Source organism: Dorea sp. YH-dor226 (assembly GCF_039832105.1).
Lineage (GTDB): Bacteria > Bacillota > Clostridia > Lachnospirales > Lachnospiraceae > Dorea_A.
The window spans coordinates 1-21,350 of record NZ_JBDOHS010000010.1 but is presented as its reverse complement, the minus strand read 5'-3'; the positions used below and the strand labels follow the sequence as shown (position 1 = coordinate 21,350).

Here is a 21,350-nt window from a genome sequence, read left to right as displayed (position 1 = left end):
ACTTACAACCCCATATATTCTAAAATTCTTTTAGCACGTGTTCTGATATTCAGACTCTCTGCTGACCTTTTTGCACCCTTTGCCAGTTTTTCACAAAGCTTCGGATTCTCATATAACCTACAAATACTCTCCTGAATTTGTTTCACATCATCTACATCAATTCGTATTGAATTTTGGTCATTTAAGATATCATCATTGAACGGAAGATCCGAAGATACAACAGGCAATCCGCATGCTAAAGCTTCTATAATTGCATTACAGCATCCTTCACCTTTTGTCGGAAGAACAAATATATCTGCTGCATTCAGATACTTGGCTACGTCATTATTGGATACTCTTCCTTTGAATAATATACGCTCACAATCTGGATCTACTATCCCTTGTCCCATAAAAATTGCGTAAACATTCTCACAGGATTTAAGTGCTTCATTCAATCGGTCTGCCCCCTTATTCGTAGTGAACGCTCCAGTAAATGCTACAATAAACACATCTTCTGGAAACCCTAATACTTTTCTACAGGTCTTCTTATCCATGCGGCGGAATTTTGTATCATCAACTCCATTCGGAAACACGCCAATTGGCATGGTTTCATTCACAAATCCATTATCTCGAAGAAGCACTTTGTTATTACTTGATACGCTGATGATCCCGGAAAGTTTTTCCAGGGTCTTTTTCCAATTGCAATATTTCATCCCCGTATCATATGGCGCCTTACCTTTTTCCAAACGAAGAGAATTCTCCCCGCATGCACAATATGCGGGAATTCCAAGTTTTTCACCTACTCTCGCTGCAGTCAGACCACATTGATAGATGAAATGTCCATAAACAAGATCCGGTATCAGTTTTTCTTTACGAATCGTAGTCATTACTGAATGGAAATGATTATCCATTGAAAATCGCATAGTCTGTTTCCGCGAGGAGAGATACAGGTAAAATGGAGTGAAAATTCTTATCTTAGATCCCCGCTCCGTATATTCAATCCTTTTATATGAAACTTTATTGTTCGTGTGAAAAGCCATCCTACTAATAATGCGCGGTGCAATTACCACACATTCATATCCCATATCTGCAATTGCACAGATTAGATGCTTTGCAAACACACAACCGTTATTTGTTTTTGTCGGATACCAATCCAGTATAAAAAGAATCTGTTTACTCATCTATATACTCCAGCAAATGCTCACACACTATCTCCACGTCTTCTTTTTCTATATAGGGATGAATTGGAAGGCTTAGTACACATTTACAGAGATGCTCTGTTACTTCGCAATCCGCTCTACTGCTGGCCATTCCCTCAAATGCCCCCTGAAGATGCATTGGTTTCACATAGTAAACCATAGTAGGAATACCAAAAGATTTCAGATGTGCCTGAAGACCAGCACGGTCCGTTTTTTCCGGCAGTTGTATTGTGTACTGGGCCCAACTGCTGATCATTCCATCGGGAATAATCGGAAGTGTCAGGCAACTATTATTCAGACGCTTTGTATATTCTTCAGCAACTTTATTCACTGCCGCCAATTCATATTTCTTAAAAGCTTCCAGTTTAGGAAGAAGTACTGCTGCCTGAATAGTATCTAATCGGCTATTCATTCCAATGCGAATATTGTTGTATTTATCATCTCCACTCTTACCATGAACAGTCAGACTTCTAAGAACAGCCGCCCATTCATCATTATCAGTAAATATGGCACCACCATCTCCATAACAGCCAAGTGGTTTTGCCGGAAAGAAACTGGTAGTGGAAATATCACCAAAACTGCAAGCCATCTTGCCATTAATAGAGCCACCAAATCCCTGGGCTCCATCTTCCATAAGAAGCAGACCATATTTGTGGCAGATTGGTCGTATCTTAGCATAATCAGCCGGTCTGCCAAACAAATCAACTGCCACTACTGCCTTAGGGCTGTATTTTCCTTCAGCAATTATCTTTTGAATAGCAATTTCCAATTTTGCAGGATCCATATTATAGGAATCCTTCTCTACATCCACATAAATCGGAGTGGCGCCTTCATATGCAGGACATTCTCCACTGGAAAAGAATGTAAAATCAGGCACAAAAACTGCATCACCTTCATCAATTCCCCATGTCATCATTGCAAGGGTAATCGCATCGGTCCCATTACCACAGGTGATGCAATGTTTAACGCCAACATACTCTGCCAATTTCTGCTCAAGTTCTTTTACCTGAGAACCGGAAATAAAACGAGCACTGGTTAATACTTCCGCAATATTTGCATCTATTTCTGACTTTAAAACCTGATACTGTTTTTTCAGATCACGAAATTCCATCTATTTCACCTCTGTCAACAAATTATTCTTCATCCGATATGTACGCTTACAATCCGGGCATTCCAGATCATCATTTAAAACCTGTCCACATTCACATACCCAGCCAATCTGTTTTGCAGGTATCCCCGCCATAAGTGCATGTGCAGGAACATTTTTCGTAATAACAGCCCCTGCCGCAATTGTACACCATTCTCCCAGTTCGTGGCCACATACGATTGTTGCATTTGCTCCTATCGTTGCTCCGGTCTTTATCAAAGTATGTTTATACCCTGCATGTCCCTTAGGATATTTAGCTCTGGGGGTCAGATCATTGGTAAATACCATGGATGGTCCGCAAAACACGTAATCTTCCAATTCTACACCTTCATAAATAGACACATTATTCTGCACTTTCACGCCATTTCCAATCTTTACATTGTTGGATACGTTTACATTTTGACCAAAAGAACAATTTTCACCAATTCTGGCTCCTTTCTGAATATGGCAGAAATGCCATATCTTTGTACCATTTCCAATTTCGACGTCATCATCCACATAAGATGACTCATGAACAAAATAATTACTCATGATCAAACCTTCCTGTAAAATCAAGTGTATCACATGCCTCTAACGGGAACTGTACCCGTTCTCCTTCTGCTGCAGATTTATATATAGCCAAAATCATCTCAAGAGCTTTCTTTCCATCTTCAGCTGTGACAAGTGGATCATGGTCGCTTTCAATCGCATCAATTACATCTGCATAAAGCGGTGTATGGCCAAATCCATATACAGAAGGCGGATTTTCACAAAATTCTGCTTTTACTTCATTCGCATCATCCAGCGCATCAGAAAAAGCCCATTCCTCAATCTTATTTACAGAAGTACCTCCGGCTTTAACGGTTCCCTTTTCCCCAAACAAATAGAGAGTTTCTTCCAGATTTTTCGGATATACATTGGTTGTTCCTTCGATAATACCATACGCACCATTTGCGAATTTTACAATAGCAATACCTAAATCTTCCGCTTCAATATAATCATGTCTCAAGCGATCAGTATATGCCATAACTTCAACAGGCTCACCACCCAGCATCCAAATCAAAAGGTCGATATTATGGATGCACTGATTCATGAGACATCCACCGTCCTGGGCCCAGGTTCCTCTCCATTTAGCCCTGGAATAATACTCCCAGTCACGTGCCCATCTGACGTGAGCAGTACCATGATACATTTTCCCAAATCGACCTTTATCTACCGCATCACGAATTTTCTGAATTGACTTATTAAAACGATTCTGATGGCTTACACAAACTTTAACATTATTTTTTTTCGCAGCCTCAATGATAGCATCAGCATCTTTTATGGAAAGTGCAATTGGTTTCTCTATGATTACATTACATCCCGCATTAATACAGTCAATTGCAATCTTCGCATGCAAACCACTCTCTGTACATACAGCGACCAACTCTGGTTTTTCTACGAAAAGAAGTTCTTTATAATCTATATACTTCTTAACAGTTACAGGTATATCAAATTTTCGAATTTTATCTTCCATACAGGATCCATCAACATCACAGATAGCAACCATATCCAGATGGTTATTCTTCGCTGCCATAATATGATTTGGTGAAATTCTTCCACATCCAATTAATGCATACTTCATAAATTTTACTCCTCTACAAGTTCAAAAATTTTTCTATATTGTGATTCCCATGTCATATGCTCTTGCGCATATTTTCTAAGTTTTAATGTATGATCCGGACGCGCTCTCATTCTCATGGCAAAATCTACGATTTCATTCATATCCGGGATGCTGTCATCATTAGATATCCTAAGCCACAGATTTTCTTTATTATCTATCAGAGCAGGATCTTGAACAGAACACACGAAAGGCAAACCACGAGCCGCATATTCACGGGCTTTCAGTTCAGAAGTCATTGTAAATCCTTTTCGGTACATTCCCATGGAATTTACTCCAACATCACACAAGTCAAACATTTCTTCCAACTCCGCTCCATTTTTCTGTCCGTGAAATATTACTTGTTCACTAAGTCCTAGTTGATCCGTAAGTTCTTTCCACTCAAGCAAAGAGCCACCATCATTTCCGCCCACCATATGAATTATAACCTTTTGATCTCCATCATAGTTTGCAAGAGAATTGATTAGCCGATCATACCCATGCCAATAACTCATTGATGCAAGTGCCAAGATATGAATACATTCAAGGTCTGACTTTGGTGTTCGAATTGGGAGTGTATCCAGATTAATACCATTTGAAATATTGATTGCAGGCTTTCCCCTATATGCACCACCAGCATCTTCTCCGATCATTACAAAACAATTTACGTATTTTTCCATCTTTTTCTGCCAAAAATCAGAATATATAAAAAACAATTCCCTCAGCTTACTCAACTGTTTTTCTCTTACCAATGTATAAGTCGGAAATTCTAAAATATATTTTGCACCGTTTTTATAGATACTCCTGCTTGCCAGATATGTGGTTGTCCAACAAGGAGCAAATCTCCAATAAACATAATCCCATATTAAAGATTTCATCAACTTCATTACAATACGATTCAAATCAATATAGAAAAATGTATGTATATAACCAGGAAGACCAAAATGAGTCTTTCCAATAACTTTTTTCTTATCTTTCTTTATCAGGTAAAAATACTTTCTGTCATATGCAATGTAATAAGCATCATATCCTAAATTCTGAAATGAAGAAATCTGACCATCAAACTTCATCTTTAAATTAAAGTTTTCTTCAAGATCATATCTCATTACATAGAGCAGTTTTTTCTTCTTCATCTTTATAATCTCCAATATGTCATTCCAGATTCGTCCAACTCTTTTACAGAATAAAGTCCTTTCACATCAATCAATACTTTGGAACTATCTGCTGTGCTTGCACGGAATAACTTCTTAATCTCTTCCAGTTTCAATAAACGGAATTCATTATGTGCTACCGCCACAATCACACAATCGGCATCCCTTATCTCTTCTAAAGCCGTCAATTGAACACCATATTCATGCATTGCATCTCTTTTACTTGCCCAAGGATCTACAACCACCGGTTTAATACCATATTCTTTCAACCGTTTGATGATGTCATCCACTTTACTGTTTCTGGTGTCAGGGCAATTCTCCTTGAAAGTAAGACCGAGTATCACCACATTAGAAGTTTTGGGAGCAAGCCCCGCTTTGATCATCTCTTTGATTGACGCATCTGCAACAAACTTACCCATACTGTCATTTACAATACGCCCATTCAAGATAATCTGACTGTGATAACCAAGCTTTTCAGCTTCATAAGTGAAATAATATGGGTCAACTCCAATACAGTGTCCACCAACAAGCCCCGGTCTGAATCCAAGTGCATTCCACTTGGTATTCATTCCATCAACAACTTCATTCGTATCAATCCCCATACGGTCAAATACCATTGCAAGCTCATTCATGAATGCAATATTAATATCTCTCTGACTATTTTCCACAACCTTTACTGCTTCTGCTGTCTTGATACTGGAAACAGAATATGTTCCAACCTCAATCACCAGATCATAGACATGCTGAATTTCTTCCAGAGAATCTTTATCCATACCGGAAACAATCTTATGAATATTTTCAAGACGATGAACTTTATCACCAGGATTGATACGTTCAGGACTGTAACCAACCTTAAAATCCACACCACATTTCAAGCCAGATTCCTTTTCCAGAATCGGCACGCATACATCTTCTGTTACTCCCGGATATACAGTTGATTCATAGACTACAATAGAACCTTTCTGTAAATTACGGCCCACAATTTCACTTGCACCAATAACAGGTGTCAGATCCGGTGTATGGTCACTATTTACCGGAGTTGGAACAGCCACAATACAAAATGAAGCATCCTGTAATCGCTTCTCATCAGCGGTAAACTGTACCGTTGTGCTTTGAATCGCTTCATTCCCAACTTCATTCGTTGGATCTACACCAGACTTGTATAGATTAATCTTTGCCTCATTCAAATCATAACCTATGACATTCAGACCTTTTCTGGCAAAAGCTACTGCAATTGGCATCCCTACGTAACCAAGCCCAACCAGGGCAAGGGAGGTCTTCTTATTTATCAAATTATTAAAAATCTCCAACGCCATTTTTCATCTACTCTCCTGCTCATTTGTATAATTCAGATAAAGTTTTTGCTACCACCTGTCTCTTATCAAAACACATCTCCATACGCTTTCTTCCAGCTAATCCCATCTGCTTTCGTTCCGCATAAGACAGCCCAACAAAAGTTTTCATTTTCTGGTATAAATCTTGTGAATTCCGACATTCACATAAATATCCGGACACACCATCTTCCACCGCTTCCAGGCAACCATGTATATTACTTGTAATCACCGGTCTTCCACTGGATGCACATTCCAGATTCGTATTTGCCATCCCTTCATGCCAGGATGGAAGTACAAAACAATGAGAATCATGAATAAACGGTTTAACATCTACCTGATACCCATGATATTTCAACCATCCCTCACTTTGATATCGATTGATAATTTCTTTATAATCTTCTTCATAATCGCCAAGAACATCAAGTTGCACCTGCTCACCATCTTTATATAGCATATGCATAGCAGTAAAAAGTTCTTCGATGCCTTTTTCCTTCATCACTCTTCCGATGAACAAATACTTCGTGATATCCCCATCTGGATATTCCGCCAGATGATATCTTTCAACATTCACCCCTGCACCGTTAAGCTGACATGCCTGTCTTCTCTTTACCACCTTATTCTTTACAAACATTTGAAAATTTTCACCATTTTCAAAAAATACTACTTTTGCACGTTTTAACCCAATGCGATACATAATCGTAACAATTCTTCTAAGTAGTCCCTCTTTCTGGAAAGCCGTACCAAGTCCTGTGATATTAACAGCATATGGAATATGCAAAATTCTACAGACAATTCCTCCATACACATTTGGCTTAATCGTGTACGTGACCACCAAATCCGGCTTAATCTTTCGAATCATACTGACATATTTCAAAAAAAGCTTAATATCTGTCAAAGGATTTATTCCTCTTCTATCAACAGATGTATCAATATATTGACATCCCATTTTCTTTAGGGGTTCCACTAATTTTCCATAAGGCAATGAAATATATACCATATTCTTTTTTAAAAGCTCTTGTATCAATTCCTTTCGGAACTGATAAAGTCCAACATCATTATTGGCTAAAATCAGTACCTTCATCTACTTAATCCTTCTTGCCGGCACTCCAATATAAGTACCTGCTTCTGTAATATCTTTCACAACCACTGCACCTGCTCCAATCATGCACTGACTGCAGATTGAGCAATTATTACTGATTGTTACGCCCGCTCCAATCCAGCTATGTTGCCCCATCTCTACCGTACCGCAAAGATGTGTACCCACTGAAATGTGGCAGAAATCGCCTATCACACAATCATGATCTATAGAACTGGCTGTATTACAGATAACTCCTTTTCCAATTTGCGTACCTGTATTAATAATCGTTCCAGGCATCAAAACACTGCCTTTATCAATCGACACATGACTTCCTATAATTGCAGACGGATGAATCAACGTCGGATACTCGGCATCCGGATATTTATCCATAATCATCTGTCTAATACGGCTGTTTCCAATGGCTACGCACAAAGCATATTCTTTTTGTAATTCTTCTGCTCTTGCACTTGTTCCCAGATATGGATATGTAGTTTCTGCAGTTGGCTCAGCATCATCCAAAAACACAATTTCTTCATAGCATCCCATCGCAGCTGCTATATCTGCCACGACTCTTCCGTGTCCACCAAATCCAATAATAGCAAGTTTCGTTTTCATCAGTTATTTCCTCTAAAAGGCTCCATCGTTACAGAAGATCCAGATGAAACCCCTTCTCTCTTTAACGCAACTTTCACAGTATCCCATATAATCTTCACGTCTCCTAAGAAAGTGATATTATCTACATATTTGACATCCATAGCAAATTTCTCCTGCCAGGAAACAGTATTTCTTCCATGAACCTGCGCATATCCGGAGAGTCCCGGTCTTACATCATGACGTATTCTCTGCTCCTCATTGTAAAGTGGCAGATATTGCACTAACAGTGGACGCGGTCCAATAACACTCATATCACCTTTCAATATATTGAACGCCTCTGGCAATTCATCCAGACTCGTAGAGCGAAGGAATCCCCCAAACTTTGTGAGACGAATTTCGTCTGGCAGAAGTTCTCCGTTTTCATCCCTTTCGTCCGTCATCGTACGGAACTTATAAAGTTCAAAAATCTCTTCATCCTTTCCTGGCCGCTTCTGCCGAAATATTACAGGAGATCCAAGTTTTATCCGTACAAGAATTGCCACAATTACATATACCCACCAGAATGCAAGAATTGCCGCCAGCGCACATACTATGTCCAGTGGACGTTTTACAAGTTTTTCGTAGATTCCTTTTGGTTTATGTCTCTTTTCCATAAAGACCTCATTCTTTATTCAAAACACCTTCTAATGGCTTCGATTATAATCTCCTGCTGTTCTGCTGTCATTTTATTATCACTTGGAAGACACAGTCCCCGGTTAAAGATATCCATACCTACATCTGCCGCGCCGCCTTCAATATAGGCATTCGTTCTGGCTCTTCCATTCCCATCACGAGTTACAAAACCATTCTTACGGTATATTGGCTGCATATGCATTGGTTTCCAGATTGGACGGCCTTCCGCGTTAAGCGCTGCAATTGCTTCAAGAATTTCTGTAGGACAAGTCTTCCCTCGTTCGTGAATATACAAAGCTTCAGAATCTGATCGAACCTGCCTGCACATGGCATTTTTATCAATTAACATACAGCTCAACCAAAAGTTAGGCTCACAGTTTTCCGAATCATAAGGATTCATAGTAACTGGTAAGTCCCTTAATCCGTCTTTATATCTCATGTAGATTGCTTTTTTCTGAGCGATATGCTCCTCCAGATATGTATATTGACCTTTTACAACGCCTGCAATTACATTTGACATACGATAGTTATAACCAAGTTCCTCATGCTGATACCATGCAGCGTTTTCACGACTTTGAGTAGACCATTTACGTACTTTTTCAGCAGCATCTTTATTATCAGTTAATAACATTCCTCCTGATGAACCTGTAATAATCTTGTTTCCATTAAACGAAATACAATTATAATCACCAAAAGTACCTGTTTGCTTATTTCGATAAGTTGCTCCCAGAGATTCCGCAGCATCTTCAATTATCAGAGCATGATGAGCATCTGCGATTTCTCTGATTCTATGAATTTTGCCAGGCGTACCATAAAGATGAGCAATAACAATCACTCTTACCTCCGGATAGATTTCAAACGCCTTCTCCAGAGCATCCGGATCCATATTCCAGGTGTCATATTCTGTATCAATAAATACGGGGACTCCACCTTCATATGCAATCGGATTAACCGTCGCACCGAAAGTCATATCCGAACAAAATACCTTTCTTCCTTCCAAAGCGCCATGTCCGATATCCGGCTTGCCATATAAAGCCTCTCCCGCCAATTTCACCGCAAGATGAAGAGACGCCGTTCCGGAAGAAAGCGCAACTGCATATTTGCATCCTGTTTTTTCACAAGTGATGCGTTCCACTTCATTTATATTGGCACCAACGGTCGACATCCAGTTGGTGTCATATGCTTCTTTCATATACTTAAGCTCATCACCATGCATCGTCGGGGAAGAAAGCCATATCTTATTTTCAAAAGGTTCCATGTTTTCTCTTTTCCTTTTCATCACTAAGCACACTTTATCACAGTATCTACCATATATAAACCAAATTGCAATATTTTTCTTCTAAAACAGGATATTTACTATTTATAAGAAATATTTAGTTACTCATAAGATTATATATTTCCTCTCGTCTTCGGATGGTACGTCGGAACCACACTCTCCACGATCAGACGCATATCATCCGTCTCACGCTCTGCTGCGTTCTCCAGCACATAGAGTGCGTAAGACAGTTTATCCTCATCCACGTCGATCGGATGTCCGATATGGATCAGTTTATTCGGCGTGTCTGTCATGCCTTCCTCATCCATCAGAAGTTCTTCATATAACTTTTCTCCCGGGCGAAGTCCTGTGAATTCAATCTCGATATCCTGCCCCAGCTTCAGTCCGGATAGACGAATCAGATTCTTTGCCAGATCCAGGATCTTGACCGGCTCACCCATATCCAGGACGAAGATCTCTCCGCCTTCTGCATAGGCGCCTGCCTGAAGCACCAGAGACACAGCCTCCGGAATCGTCATAAAGTAACGGATGATGTCCGGATGCGTCACCGTCACCGGCCCCCCATGTTCAATCTGCTTTTTGAACAACGGAATCACGCTTCCGTTGCTTCCCAGAACATTTCCAAATCGAACTGCTACAAACTCTGTCTCAGACCGTTTGTTATAGGTCTGAATGATCATCTCACAGATACGCTTGGAAGCACCCATGATATTGGTCGGATTGACCGCCTTGTCGGTAGAGATCTGTACGAACTTCTTCACATGGAAGCGATCTGCCATCTCCACCAGTTTGTATGTACCAAGGACATTATTCTTAATGGCCTCGTTCGGACTGTCCTCCATCAGCGGCACATGCTTATGTGCTGCCGCATGATAGACGAGCTCCGGATGGTATTTTTTAAAGATGCTTTCCAGCCGGTTTCCGTCCCGCACAGAACCGATGAGTACTACCAGATTCAGCTCCGGATGATTCCTCAGCAGTTCCTGCTGAATGTCATACGCATTATTTTCATAGATATCGAAGATAATCAGCTGCTTCGGATGATGTGTGGCAAGCTGTCTGCACAGTTCGCTTCCGATAGAGCCACCGCCGCCGGTAACCATGATCACTTTTCCGGAGACATAACCCATGACTTCATCCAGATTCACCTGGATCTCTTCTCTTCCCAGCAGGTCATCGATGCTGACCGGACGGAGCTTGCTTACACTTACTTCTCCGTTGACCAGCTGATAGACCCCCGGAATGATCAGAAGTTCACATTCTGTCTCCTTACAGATGTCAAGAATGGGGCGAAGCGTCGCTGCTCCCGCCGATGGAATCGTCACAATGATCTGCTGGATATTATACCGTGTGACATTCCACTTGATCGTATTGCGGCCTCCCACAATCTTGATTCCTTTGATGTATTTTCCCTGTTTTGCCGGGTCATCATCAATGATACAGCATACCTGCTGATTCAGATACTGACTGTTCTGTATCTCCGCGATCAGGGCTCTGCCGGCTTCTCCGCCGCCAATCACCATGACACGCTTGCGCTTTCTCCATGGAAATGCACGGTTATGCCTGCGCATGCGAGCCATACGGTAGACGAAGCGACTGCCGCCGATCAGGATCATCAGATACAGGACGTCCAGTACATACCAGCTTCTCGGCATAACACTCCATGTAACCGCTATAATGCCTATCTTAAACAGCTCTGACAGGAGGCATGCCAATATGATACCGAATACTTCTTCTATACCGGCATATTCCCACAGACTGCTGTATATGCGAAAAACGAGAAATACAAGCAATGTAATAATGATGAAATAAATCTCATATTTTGTAATCACATCCAGAAATTCCTCCGGAATGGAAGAAAACTGAAATTCAAATCTTGTCAGCAGTGCCGCCACAGACGCACCTATCATGCACGCGATATCCAGAATGATCAGACAGATTCTTCTTATCAGGAGCTGATAATTAAATTCTTTCCTTGTATTATACTCCATAACTTTTCCTTTATATCTTTACAATATATATCTCTGATTTTTATTGGTCTGAGTACATATTATACCACAGTTTTTGGGAATATGCTGTACAGATTATTACAACTTTTCTCCTCTTGTTCGTCCCTCATTTAAGACGATTCATTTTCGTTCTACAGATTTTACAGAATTTTCACTCGCTTCTAACCGTTTTTTCCTCTGTTTTTAATAATGTGTCCCTATAATTCAGATTACATCGATCAAATATTGCAAAGGAGAATATTTCTTATGGAAACACGAGCAAGTAATAGAAAAAAACATCTGATGATCGTCTGCTCCGTTCTCGCTGTCATCCTGCTTGCGATCGCAGGACGATTCCTGTACCAGCAGTATCTGGAATGGAAGAACGGCACTCCTGCTTACAGCCAGGATGCAGTCGACTGGAGCGATGACATGGACGCGGACGCTGAAGAGGGATACATCACCATGCCGGGATATGACACCGTTTCTATGAAAGCAGGTAATGATACTGCCAACATCGTGCTGACCAATCCCGAATCCAACCAGTGTCTGTTCCAGTTTCAGCTGGTTCTGAAGGACACAGACGAAGTTCTCTACACTTCTGATATGGTAAAGCCCGGTAAGGCCATCATGAGCCAGAAGCTATCAAGGGCTCTGGACGAAGGAGACTACAACTTTATCATCCGGATCAACACGTTCTCTCCGGATGGAAAGACATCCTACAACGGGTCTGACATTGAGACTACCTTACACGTTTTTAAGGGTTGATCCCCTTAAAAAGATGCAGGTGCATGCCTGCATCAGATATACAACCTGAATATGAAGGAGGAATGAATCATGAAAAAAAGAATGGTAACATCTATGCTTGCGCTTGCTCTTACATTAGCAGCAGTCGCACCAACAGCGGTTCACGCAGCAACACCGGGTATCCAGCCGGGAACCGTGGAATGGACAAGAATCGGCAACTCTACGGAAGACTTCAGCCTGTCTCTGAAGTATGAAGACGCACTGAAGCCGGCCTATACGATCAAGGTTCCACAGTCTCTGAACATGCAGGAAGACGGTACAGACGTATGGGTGGAAGTATCCAATGTCAAAAACATGGTAGAGAACAACAAGTATCTCTCTGTAAAAGTTCGTGACACCTGGTCTTCTTCTTTCCCGAAGGCTTATCGTGATGACGATCACAAGTACAACCTGTACTGTGGATATGAATTTATGAAGTACAATGTACAGCCGAAGCTTTCTGACGGATCCTATGGAGCTGCTCTGACAGACTTTGATCAGGAAGTACTTGCATTTACAGAAGACGCTACAAAGTACTACCGCGTAACTCCTCTGGAAGATACCAAGACAGCAGAAAAGCCTTACTGGTGGGGTGCGATCAACTTTACCGTCAGCGTAGAGAATCTTCCTGCCAACCAGTAACAGTAAGAGGAGACATGATATATGAGATTTAGAAACTTATTAGTGACTTTTGCCACACTTGCAGTTTTCGTCTGCACCGCAGCTCCGGGTACCGTATTCGCTGCGGATCAGACCACGGAGGCATCTACGGAATTTTCTTATACGAAAGAGAATACGCCTACTTATTCCATATTGATCCCGACAACCCTCTCCTTATCTGATGAGGGAACACCGTTCAGCATAACTGCATCCGACATCTCATATCTTGGTGACAAACGGATCTCCGTGACAATCGCGGGAACCGACTATTATCGCAACCAGATGGTACTTACCGGCAAGACATCCAAGCCATCCTACTCCGGCGTTCTTCGCTATCAGCTCATTGCACCGGATGGCAGCGTGATCGAGACCACCGGTAAGGATACCGTAACCGGCACGGAACTTGCTTCCTTCATCGAAGCAGGAACCGTTACATATACCGCAAAACCGGTCAGCCAGGGAACCGGCATCAACCTCGAACCGGGGATTCCATATAAAGGAACGATGACATTTGGGATCTCACTAGTGGAATAATTCGATGACAGAAGGGTATCTTTTAAGCCATACGCAGCTTGGGGGATGCCTTTCTTTTTATTTGTAGTTTCTTCAAATGTGCAACTACTAAAAAAATAGGAGAAGACCAATTCTTCCCCTACAATTGCAAATCTAAATATCTGAGAACTCATGCCAAATAGCTTCTCGGTTGCTTTCCAACTTTGATACTCGTTGTATCAATCCGTAACAATGATTATCATACTCAGGTTTCACAAATTTAATACCTTCATCACATTCTGAAAATTTAAAGTTGTTCTTATAATGTGAAATTAGTTTCTTCATATCAATTTCATTTTGTCCTTCGGTCTTATCGGCAGCAAATAGATAAACATATTTACATCCTACTTTTTTAGTAATATCAATAATAACAGGAACAATTATCTCCCAAAAAATGCCAAATCCCAAAGGAATATCAACTTCCTCCGGCACAATAAAATCTTCATTCTTACATAAATGCCTTAATTCTATTGCTGATATGCAATTTGGAACATTAATTGTATTTTCAGATTGACCTATTTCTATTGATTCGGTTTTGGTATCAAGTCTATGTTCTGCTATTTCAAACAAACGATCAACTTCATCTCCATACATCGACATACCAGCATCATACATTTGCTTTATAACATTCTCATCCTTAGATTTCTTAACCTCAATAACTGCATCAACAAACTCTTGATATTCTTCTGATAACTTTTCTTCTAAATTTTCTCCAACCAAAAGTCCACATTTTACAGAAAAAAACAAGGCAATGCTTCCGGATTTATCTTTAACAAGATATACTCTTGTTTCTCCATCCAAATCTTCTGTCCATGCCTTGTCTTCATCTCTTAGGTATGTTTCAAGCGTATTATTTACTTTTTTCGAAACAAATCCACTTATCAACTCTTTGTTTTCCGGTTTGGAGGTCAATACTTCGCATTTAAACTCACGAAAATAATTTCGTTTTTCTCCAACGTTAATTGTAATACCTCCCTTATGCCATAGCGGTTTTTCTATTCATCAGTTCTCTTGTGGCATCCACCCTCATAGCATCAAGTGACAACTCAACATCACCATCATCGGCAGCTTCCAAACCTTTTCTGGCTTTTTTCCACGAAAACTCTTCATGTGATAAACTGCTAAGCTTCCATGACGACAATGAACCATATCTTTCAAGGACGCTTTTCAGTAATTTCATAGTATCATCAGATACTTTCTCAAATGATTTTGATAACAATGTATCAGACATATATGCGCTTCTAACAGCTTTTAATACTGGTCCATATTTCCAACCATAAAAAGTGCCATCAAATAAAGGCTCATTATTATACATGAGGGATTCTCTTTGTGCAAAATACATAAGTTTATGCATCTTCATCTCATCCATGCGCACACCACTCTGCTCATAATACATATCGTATAAAGCCTTTGCAACACACATTGTCTTTTCCATATGCATCCCTCCATAAAAATTAATAATAGTTTTAATAGTATACCACTTCCACTTATATTATACAATAACTTTTTCAAGTTGGTACAGGAATTTTCAGGAATTTTGAAACAATTATTATTTAAATGGTTAATGGGCAACTCTTCAATCCCAACGTCTCAAAAGAGCATCCTGAACACTATCGATATCCATTAACTCTCTCTCATCTTCTGCCTCCACGCAGGTACACGCGTGCCTGCGGATGACCTTTCGTCCGCCTTCGTCTTCCCGAAGTTCCAGAAGTTCCGGTATCAGCCGTGCGGAGAACATCGCGGGACTTCCAGGCTTTCCCCGGAATGTCACGGATGCTGTTTCCGGTTTCTGATCCGGAAGATCTGCCTGACGGATCAGTCGTTCCAGTGTCATCTTCGACAGACAGGGCTGATCTGCTACAAAGAAGATCAGATAGTCCTCTTCTGACACCTCATCCCCAAGTCCCTTGATTCCTGCCTTTATGGAATATGACATTCCCTTATAACTATCCGGGCTGTATACCACAGGGATCCCTTCTTTCATCATCTGCTGCAGGATCTCTTCATACTGGGTTACGACAAGTACCGAACAGTCCTTTCGTCCGCGACAGAATTCCTGTATCATATCCAGTCCATGGCGATACAATGGTTTTCCTTTATATGGATGCAATAATTTATTTGAACCAAAACGGCGGCTGTTGCCAGCCGCCAGATATATAATGTATTTATTCATCTTCCAGCTCCATAAGAATCTTCTCCGGAGTGATTGGCAGTGTACGGTGCCATACTCCTGTTGCATTATAGATCGCATGTGCCAGTGCCGGAGCAGGTGTATTGATTACAATCTCTCCGATGGATTTTGCACCGAACGGACCAGTTGGTTCATAGCTGGATTCAAATTCCACTTTCAGATGTCCCATATCCAGACGTGTCGGAATCTTGTACTGCATAAAGGAATTTTCCAGAATCCGTCCCTGATCCGAGTATGTTACATTTTCATAAAGTGCCATTCCGATTCCCTGCACCAGACCACCTTCGGTCTGAATCCTTGCAAGATTCGGATTGATTGGAGTACCACAGTCCACAACTGCCACATAATCAAGAATCTCGACTTTTCCGGTCTCCTTATCCAGCTCGATCTCTACCATTCCGGCCATATAAGGCGGCGGGGATACCGGAGAGCTGTGTGTTGCCGTTGTCTGAACTGCAATCTCATTATTAGCCATCGACTTAGTAGCAATATCGAATCTGGATATGAATCCTGTGCCATCCAGTCTGCGGACACCGTCACCGGTATATTCCACTTCTTCTACCTTGCAATCCATCATGCCTGCAGCAATCTTACACATATTTTCTTTTAACTCTTCACAGGCCAGCTCCACTGCTTTTCCGGTCACATAAGTCGTAGAGGAAGCATAAGATCCGGAATCATAAGGGGAAGAATCTGTATCCGCTCCATAGACCTCGATCTCATCGACGGAGCATCCCATACATTCTGCTGCCATCTGTGCAAGGATCGTATCACATCCGGTTCCCATATCGGCAGCTCCAATAATCAGATTATAAAACCCTTCATCTCCAAGCTTCACGGTCGCTGACCCTACATCCAGATTCGAGATACAGGATCCCTGCATCGCAAGAGCTACTCCGGCAGTACGAACCTTGCCATTGCCCATGTCCCGTACCGGATATTTTTCATCCCAATGGAACAATTCCTTACATCTCTCCAGACAGCGATCCAGTGCGCATGCCTCTGCCTTCTCTCCGTAGTACGCCGGCATGACCATGCCTTCGCGCACGATATTCTTCATACGCAGCTCGATCGGATCCATCTGAAGTCGGGCCGCCAGTTCATTTACCGCGCTCTCCAGTGCAAAGATTCCCTGCGTCGCACCATATCCACGATAAGCACCTGCCGCCTGAACATTCGTATATACAACATCATAAGCAAAACGGTGTGCTTCCAGTCCTCCTGTATACAGCGGAATGGACTTGTGTCCGGACAGGCCGACCGTCGTCGGACCATGTTCGCCGTAAGCACCTGTATTTGATAAGGTATAGACATCCAGTGCACGGATCTTTCCTTCCTTTGATGCACCGAGTCTTACATGAACTTCCATCTCATGACGCGGGGTGGCTGCCGTCTGACATTCTTCTCTTGTATAGATCATTTTCGCCGGACGCTTTGTCTTCCAGGTAACGAAGGCAGGATATACCTCTGCCACCACAGTCTGTTTTGCACCGAAGCCTCCGCCGATCCGTGGTTTTTCCACACGTACCTTTGACTTTGGAATGTTCAGTGCAGTGGCTATGATACGGCGGCAGTGGAACACGATCTGTGTCGAGCTGATCACATGCAGTCTTCCGTAGCGGTCGATCTCCGTATATGTACGGAACGTTTCCATCATCGCCTGCTGACAGGCTTTCACATGATACGTATGATCCACGATCTCGTCACAATCCGCCAGCACCGCATCTACATCTCCGTCCGAAGACACTTCGCTGGCACAGAGATTCCTCTGATTATCTGCTCCCACAGGGCACAGAGACTCCCAGTTTTCTTCCGGGTGCACCAGGATCAGATTGTCCTTTGCTTTTCGGAAATCCAGCACCGGCTCCAGCACCTGATACTTTACCTTGATCATCTTCAGGGCTCTGTCTACGGCTTTTTCCGTCTCACCTGCCACGATCGCCACAACATCTCCTACATAACGCACCCTCTGATCCAGCAGGAGTCTGTCATACGGAGATGGTTCCGGATACGTCTGTCCGGCCATGGTAAAGCGCTTCTGCGGCACATCTTCATAAGTATAGATGCCAACGATTCCCGGTACCTTCATCGCAATATCCGTCTTGATCTCTTCAATCCATGCGTGTGCATGAGGACTTCTGAGCACCTTTACCACCAGAGCATCGGAAGGGGTAATATCATCTACATAAGCTGGTTTCCCCAGCAGGAGCTGCATGGCGTCCTTCTTTCGTACAGGCTGTCCTACACTTTTAAAATTCTGTTCCATGCGTTTACACCCCCTTCTTCCAGTTCAGATATGCGCGAATTCCGCGAAGCTGTCCTTCATATCCGGAACAGCGGCAGAGATTTCCTGCAAGATATGCACGAATCTCATCATCAGAAGGATCCGGATTCTCCCGCAGCAGTGCGATCGTATTCATAACGAATCCCGGATTGCAGAAGCCGCACTGCTCTGCCCCTTGATCTGCAATGAATCCGACGAATTCTTCTGCTTCTTCCTGAAGCCCTTCCAGTGTCCGGACCACATGCCCGTGTGCTCTTGCAGCCAGAATACTGCAGGAAAGCACCGGCACTTCATCCATCAGCACCGTACACAGCCCACAGTTTGAAGTTTCACATCCACGTTTTACAGAGGCACATCCATGCGCTCTGACAAAATCGATCAGAAGAAGATCCGGTTCTATCTCCGAAGAGATCTTTTTTCCATTCAGCGTCAGTTCTATGTTCATGGCTAAACCTCCCGAAGTGCAAGTGCCGCACGACGTACCAGCACTTCACATATTTTCTTACGATATTCGGCTCCTGCACGAAGATTACTCTGGAATACTGCTCTGTCTGCAATATCCCCGGCATATGCAGCAGCCGTCTCTTCCGTCACACCACCTGCAAGAATCTTTTTCTCATCATCAAAGGAAACTGCCTTCATCGGACGCGCTCCGATCACACAGGTGTACTTCCCGTTACGCTCTGCAAGTGCACAGGTCAGGACCGGGAAGTCCGTCTCTGTATTACGCATTGACAGATAAACCGTACGCACGGGTGTCCTGGGAACAATGACCCGAACCAGAATATCACGCTTTTCCCTTGGATATTCCGCAAATTCTTTTACGCTCATGACTCCCGCATGATATAATTCCACTTTTGCATCCAGTGCCATAAAAAGGGTCAGAACATCAGAGAAGCCAAATCGTCCATAGATACTTCCGCCGATCGTAGCCACATTTCGAAACTGTACACCTACGATATGACAGACTGCCTCTCTGAGTGCCCCTGCGGTCATTGTGTTCAGTCCCTCATGCAGTTCCAGTGTCCGAAGAGACACCATGGCACCGATCCGATATTCCTCTGCAGTCTCTTCAATCTGATCCAGTCCAAGATCACACAGGTCGATGGCCGTTCCCCGTCTGCCGTTCTGCATCTTCAGCCACAGCATACCTCCGATCACAACATTATTCTTTTTCTGGCACAGCTCGTATGCTTCCTCCAGGCTTTCGGGCCTGACATATTGCTGAAAAGAAATCATATAATCCAACCTCCGGATGTATTTATGCTTCCTCTTTCGGAAGCAGAATATTTAATATAATCGCTACAAATGCAGCCGGTACGATTCCGGAACCGCCAAAGATCAGTCTGACTGTCTCCGGAAGTGCCGCAAGAATCGCACTGTTTGCACCGATTCCATATCCAAGTCCAAGCGCAACGGATACGATCGTCATGCTACGCGCATTCAGTGGTTCCTTTGTGATCAGCTGAATACCACTCATAACGATGGATGAGAACATGATGACAGCAGCTCCGCCAAGCACACACTGCGGCATAATGGATACCAGTGCGGCAAGCTTCGGCAGAAGTCCGCACAGAATCAGAAATACTGCACCACAGCCGAGCGCATATCTGTTTACAATCTTCGTCATCGTTACAAGACCGACATTCTGGCTGAAGGATGTATTCGGAAGCACACCGAAGAGTGCTGCAAAAGAAGATCCCACACCATCACAGATAACTCCGCCTGACAGTTCTGTATCAGTTGCTTCCCGGCTCATACCACCTTCGATACAGCCGGAGATGTCTCCTACCGTCTCAACTGCCGTAACCACGAACATGATCAGAACCGGAAGGATCGCACGCAGGTCAAAGACCGGCTTCACCGGCATAAACTTCGGAACTGCGAACCATTTTGCCTGTGCTACCTTGTCCCAGTTGAGTACCCATGCCTTTGTATATTCCACACCCTCTGCGTTGACTGCTGTTGTAGAGAGGAATAACGGCAGGATCGCACAGATGATATATCCGACAATAATTCCAAATAAGATACAGGAAGAACTGGTCATTCCCTTCGTTCCGTGCTTCAGAGCCAGAATCACGATCATCACCACCAGCGCGATCAAAAGATTCTCTGCAGATCCATAATCACTGGCAGAAGAGCCTCCTCCGAAAGAGCCGACACCGACACCGATCAGCGACAATCCGATCGCCAGTACAACGGTACCCGTTACAACCGACGGAAAGAATCTCCGAAGCGGCTTTAAAAACGCTCCCAGAACCGTCTCAAAAAGGCCGCCGATCAGGCTGGCTCCCATGATTGCCCCATAAGCAACGACTCCGCCTCCCATAATATTTACAATACTCTGGAATACACCGATGAATCCGGAACTCGTACCCATGATGATCGGAACCTTTCCTCCGACCGGACCGATCGCGTATAACTGTACCAGTGTTACGATTCCCGCGATCAGCATTGCATTCTGTAATAACGATACCTGAATTGCAGCAAAGTCCTCTGACCCACACGCTGCAGTAATAATCAGAATCGGCGTAAGATTACCGACGAACATCGCAAGCACATGCTGAAGCCCTAACGGAATTGCCTGTTTTAACGGTAACTTACCTTCAAATTCATAAGGACTTCCCATCACAGCTGCTGTACTTTCCTTACTCTTATCCATAATAACAATAATCCTCCTTCATTTATGCATAATCATTATATCAGAAAGAGAATAATAGGTAATTGTTAAATGATTTTTTTCTATGATGTGGATAACTCTCCTCATATAAGGAGAGAAAAAACGGTCATTATTCAGAATGGTTTCTGAATTGACATAAATCATCAGATATGGGGCGT

21 protein-coding genes are annotated in these 21,350 nt (G+C 42.7%); 3 read left to right on the top strand and 18 right to left on the bottom strand.

Annotated features, from left to right (window positions below; genetic code table 11):
- Window positions 1–2: 2 nt before the first annotated feature.
- The 11 genes from ABE547_RS09795 to ABE547_RS09745 form a co-directional block, all read right to left on the bottom strand.
- Window positions 3–902 carry a glycosyltransferase gene (locus ABE547_RS09795; RefSeq protein WP_347378602.1) on the bottom strand — a complete coding sequence of 300 codons (900 nt, stop codon included), beginning with the start codon at window positions 900–902 and terminating at the stop codon, window positions 3–5.
- A gap of 250 nt (window positions 903–1,152) precedes the next feature.
- Window positions 1,153–2,289, bottom strand: coding sequence for a DegT/DnrJ/EryC1/StrS family aminotransferase (locus ABE547_RS09790; RefSeq protein ID WP_347378601.1), 1,137 nt, complete (start codon window positions 2,287–2,289; stop codon window positions 1,153–1,155).
- Window positions 2,290–2,856, bottom strand: a complete 567-nt coding sequence (locus tag ABE547_RS09785; RefSeq protein WP_347378600.1) for a DapH/DapD/GlmU-related protein — start codon at window positions 2,854–2,856, stop codon at window positions 2,290–2,292.
- Window positions 2,849–3,928 carry a Gfo/Idh/MocA family oxidoreductase gene (locus ABE547_RS09780; RefSeq protein WP_347378599.1) on the bottom strand — a complete coding sequence of 360 codons (1,080 nt, stop codon included), beginning with the start codon at window positions 3,926–3,928 and terminating at the stop codon, window positions 2,849–2,851. Before ABE547_RS09780 ends, ABE547_RS09785 begins: the two co-directional genes overlap by 8 nt.
- A gap of 5 nt (window positions 3,929–3,933) precedes the next feature.
- Window positions 3,934–5,076 carry a glycosyltransferase gene (locus ABE547_RS09775; protein ID WP_347378598.1) on the bottom strand — a complete coding sequence of 381 codons (1,143 nt, stop codon included), beginning with the start codon at window positions 5,074–5,076 and terminating at the stop codon, window positions 3,934–3,936.
- A gap of 2 nt (window positions 5,077–5,078) precedes the next feature.
- Window positions 5,079–6,404: a nucleotide sugar dehydrogenase gene (locus ABE547_RS09770; RefSeq protein ID WP_347378688.1), complete on the bottom strand. Its 1,326-nt coding sequence runs from the start codon at window positions 6,402–6,404 to the stop codon at window positions 5,079–5,081.
- Window positions 6,405–6,429: 25 nt separating this feature from the next.
- Window positions 6,430–7,509, bottom strand: a complete 1,080-nt coding sequence (locus ABE547_RS09765) for a glycosyltransferase family 4 protein (RefSeq protein WP_347378597.1) — start codon at window positions 7,507–7,509, stop codon at window positions 6,430–6,432.
- Complete coding sequence (locus tag ABE547_RS09760) at window positions 7,510–8,121, bottom strand: acetyltransferase (RefSeq protein ID WP_347378596.1); 612 nt, start codon at window positions 8,119–8,121, stop codon at window positions 7,510–7,512.
- Window positions 8,121–8,753, bottom strand: coding sequence for a sugar transferase (locus ABE547_RS09755; RefSeq protein WP_347378595.1), 633 nt, complete (start codon window positions 8,751–8,753; stop codon window positions 8,121–8,123). Before ABE547_RS09755 ends, ABE547_RS09760 begins: the two co-directional genes overlap by 1 nt.
- Window positions 8,754–8,767: 14 nt before the next feature.
- The gene (locus tag ABE547_RS09750) at window positions 8,768–10,051 is read right to left on the bottom strand and encodes a DegT/DnrJ/EryC1/StrS family aminotransferase (protein ID WP_347378594.1); all 1,284 of its coding nucleotides are present in this window, start codon (window positions 10,049–10,051) and stop codon (window positions 8,768–8,770) included.
- A 110-nt stretch (window positions 10,052–10,161) separates the two neighbouring features.
- Entirely contained in the window at window positions 10,162–12,039 is a 1,878-nt protein-coding gene (locus ABE547_RS09745) for a nucleoside-diphosphate sugar epimerase/dehydratase (RefSeq protein ID WP_347378593.1), read from the bottom strand.
- Between the two features lie 264 nt (window positions 12,040–12,303).
- On the opposite strand from ABE547_RS09745, the gene ABE547_RS09740 reads away from it, so the two are divergent.
- From ABE547_RS09740 to ABE547_RS09730, 3 genes are all read left to right on the top strand, one after another.
- Entirely contained in the window at window positions 12,304–12,804 is a 501-nt protein-coding gene (locus ABE547_RS09740; protein ID WP_347378592.1) for a hypothetical protein, read from the top strand.
- A gap of 69 nt (window positions 12,805–12,873) precedes the next feature.
- The gene (locus ABE547_RS09735; RefSeq protein WP_347378591.1) at window positions 12,874–13,464 is read left to right on the top strand and encodes a hypothetical protein; all 591 of its coding nucleotides are present in this window, start codon (window positions 12,874–12,876) and stop codon (window positions 13,462–13,464) included.
- A 21-nt stretch (window positions 13,465–13,485) separates the two neighbouring features.
- Window positions 13,486–14,016: a hypothetical protein gene (locus ABE547_RS09730; protein WP_347378590.1), complete on the top strand. Its 531-nt coding sequence runs from the start codon at window positions 13,486–13,488 to the stop codon at window positions 14,014–14,016.
- Between the two features lie 132 nt (window positions 14,017–14,148).
- Here the strand turns inward: ABE547_RS09730 and ABE547_RS09725 are convergent, their stop codons facing one another.
- The 7 genes from ABE547_RS09725 to ABE547_RS09695 form a co-directional block, all read right to left on the bottom strand.
- Window positions 14,149–14,919 (bottom strand): hypothetical protein, encoded by a 771-nt coding sequence (locus ABE547_RS09725; RefSeq protein WP_347378589.1) that lies wholly within the window; start codon window positions 14,917–14,919, stop codon window positions 14,149–14,151.
- A 91-nt stretch (window positions 14,920–15,010) separates the two neighbouring features.
- Complete coding sequence (locus ABE547_RS09720; protein WP_347378588.1) at window positions 15,011–15,469, bottom strand: type II toxin-antitoxin system antitoxin SocA domain-containing protein; 459 nt, start codon at window positions 15,467–15,469, stop codon at window positions 15,011–15,013.
- Window positions 15,470–15,610: 141 nt separating this feature from the next.
- Window positions 15,611–16,210 (bottom strand): nucleotidyltransferase family protein, encoded by a 600-nt coding sequence (locus ABE547_RS09715; RefSeq protein ID WP_347378587.1) that lies wholly within the window; start codon window positions 16,208–16,210, stop codon window positions 15,611–15,613.
- On the bottom strand, window positions 16,203–18,494 hold the full coding sequence (locus tag ABE547_RS09710) for a molybdopterin cofactor-binding domain-containing protein (protein WP_347378586.1): 2,292 nt from the start codon (window positions 18,492–18,494) through the stop codon (window positions 16,203–16,205). The genes ABE547_RS09715 and ABE547_RS09710 overlap by 8 nt, the downstream gene beginning before the upstream one ends.
- Before the next feature lie 4 nt (window positions 18,495–18,498).
- Window positions 18,499–18,957: a (2Fe-2S)-binding protein gene (locus ABE547_RS09705; RefSeq protein WP_347378585.1), complete on the bottom strand. Its 459-nt coding sequence runs from the start codon at window positions 18,955–18,957 to the stop codon at window positions 18,499–18,501.
- A gap of 2 nt (window positions 18,958–18,959) precedes the next feature.
- On the bottom strand, window positions 18,960–19,751 hold the full coding sequence (locus ABE547_RS09700; RefSeq protein ID WP_347378584.1) for an FAD binding domain-containing protein: 792 nt from the start codon (window positions 19,749–19,751) through the stop codon (window positions 18,960–18,962).
- A 22-nt stretch (window positions 19,752–19,773) separates the two neighbouring features.
- On the bottom strand, window positions 19,774–21,174 hold the full coding sequence (locus ABE547_RS09695) for a solute carrier family 23 protein (RefSeq protein WP_347378583.1): 1,401 nt from the start codon (window positions 21,172–21,174) through the stop codon (window positions 19,774–19,776).
- Window positions 21,175–21,350 lie beyond the last annotated feature (176 nt).

Bases quoted from the DNA above. Each gene is read 5' to 3' on its own strand.
- ABE547_RS09760 (WP_347378596.1), bottom strand. From the start codon at position 8,121: ATGAAAACGAAACTTGCTATTATTGGATTTGGTGGACACGGAAGAGTC.
- ABE547_RS09735 (WP_347378591.1), top strand. From the start codon at position 12,874: ATGAAAAAAAGAATGGTAACATCTATGCTTGCGCTTGCTCTTACATTA.
- ABE547_RS09795 (WP_347378602.1), bottom strand. From the start codon at position 902: ATGCGATTTTCAATGGATAATCATTTCCATTCAGTAATGACTACGATT.
- ABE547_RS09710 (WP_347378586.1), bottom strand. From the start codon at position 18,494: ATGGAACAGAATTTTAAAAGTGTAGGACAGCCTGTACGAAAGAAGGAC.
- ABE547_RS09790 (WP_347378601.1), bottom strand. From the start codon at position 2,289: ATGGAATTTCGTGATCTGAAAAAACAGTATCAGGTTTTAAAGTCAGAA.
- ABE547_RS09730 (WP_347378590.1), top strand. From the start codon at position 13,486: ATGAGATTTAGAAACTTATTAGTGACTTTTGCCACACTTGCAGTTTTC.
- ABE547_RS09780 (WP_347378599.1), bottom strand. From the start codon at position 3,928: ATGAAGTATGCATTAATTGGATGTGGAAGAATTTCACCAAATCATATT.
- ABE547_RS09740 (WP_347378592.1), top strand. From the start codon at position 12,304: ATGGAAACACGAGCAAGTAATAGAAAAAAACATCTGATGATCGTCTGC.
- ABE547_RS09755 (WP_347378595.1), bottom strand. From the start codon at position 8,753: ATGGAAAAGAGACATAAACCAAAAGGAATCTACGAAAAACTTGTAAAA.
- ABE547_RS09705 (WP_347378585.1), bottom strand. From the start codon at position 18,957: ATGAACATAGAACTGACGCTGAATGGAAAAAAGATCTCTTCGGAGATA.
- ABE547_RS09700 (WP_347378584.1), bottom strand. From the start codon at position 19,751: ATGATTTCTTTTCAGCAATATGTCAGGCCCGAAAGCCTGGAGGAAGCA.
- ABE547_RS09750 (WP_347378594.1), bottom strand. From the start codon at position 10,051: ATGAAAAGGAAAAGAGAAAACATGGAACCTTTTGAAAATAAGATATGG.
- ABE547_RS09720 (WP_347378588.1), bottom strand. From the start codon at position 15,469: ATGGAAAAGACAATGTGTGTTGCAAAGGCTTTATACGATATGTATTAT.
- ABE547_RS09785 (WP_347378600.1), bottom strand. From the start codon at position 2,856: ATGAGTAATTATTTTGTTCATGAGTCATCTTATGTGGATGATGACGTC.
- ABE547_RS09715 (WP_347378587.1), bottom strand. From the start codon at position 16,210: ATGAATAAATACATTATATATCTGGCGGCTGGCAACAGCCGCCGTTTT.
- ABE547_RS09765 (WP_347378597.1), bottom strand. From the start codon at position 7,509: ATGAAGGTACTGATTTTAGCCAATAATGATGTTGGACTTTATCAGTTC.
- ABE547_RS09775 (WP_347378598.1), bottom strand. From the start codon at position 5,076: ATGAAGAAGAAAAAACTGCTCTATGTAATGAGATATGATCTTGAAGAA.
- ABE547_RS09745 (WP_347378593.1), bottom strand. From the start codon at position 12,039: ATGGAGTATAATACAAGGAAAGAATTTAATTATCAGCTCCTGATAAGA.
- ABE547_RS09695 (WP_347378583.1), bottom strand. From the start codon at position 21,174: ATGGATAAGAGTAAGGAAAGTACAGCAGCTGTGATGGGAAGTCCTTAT.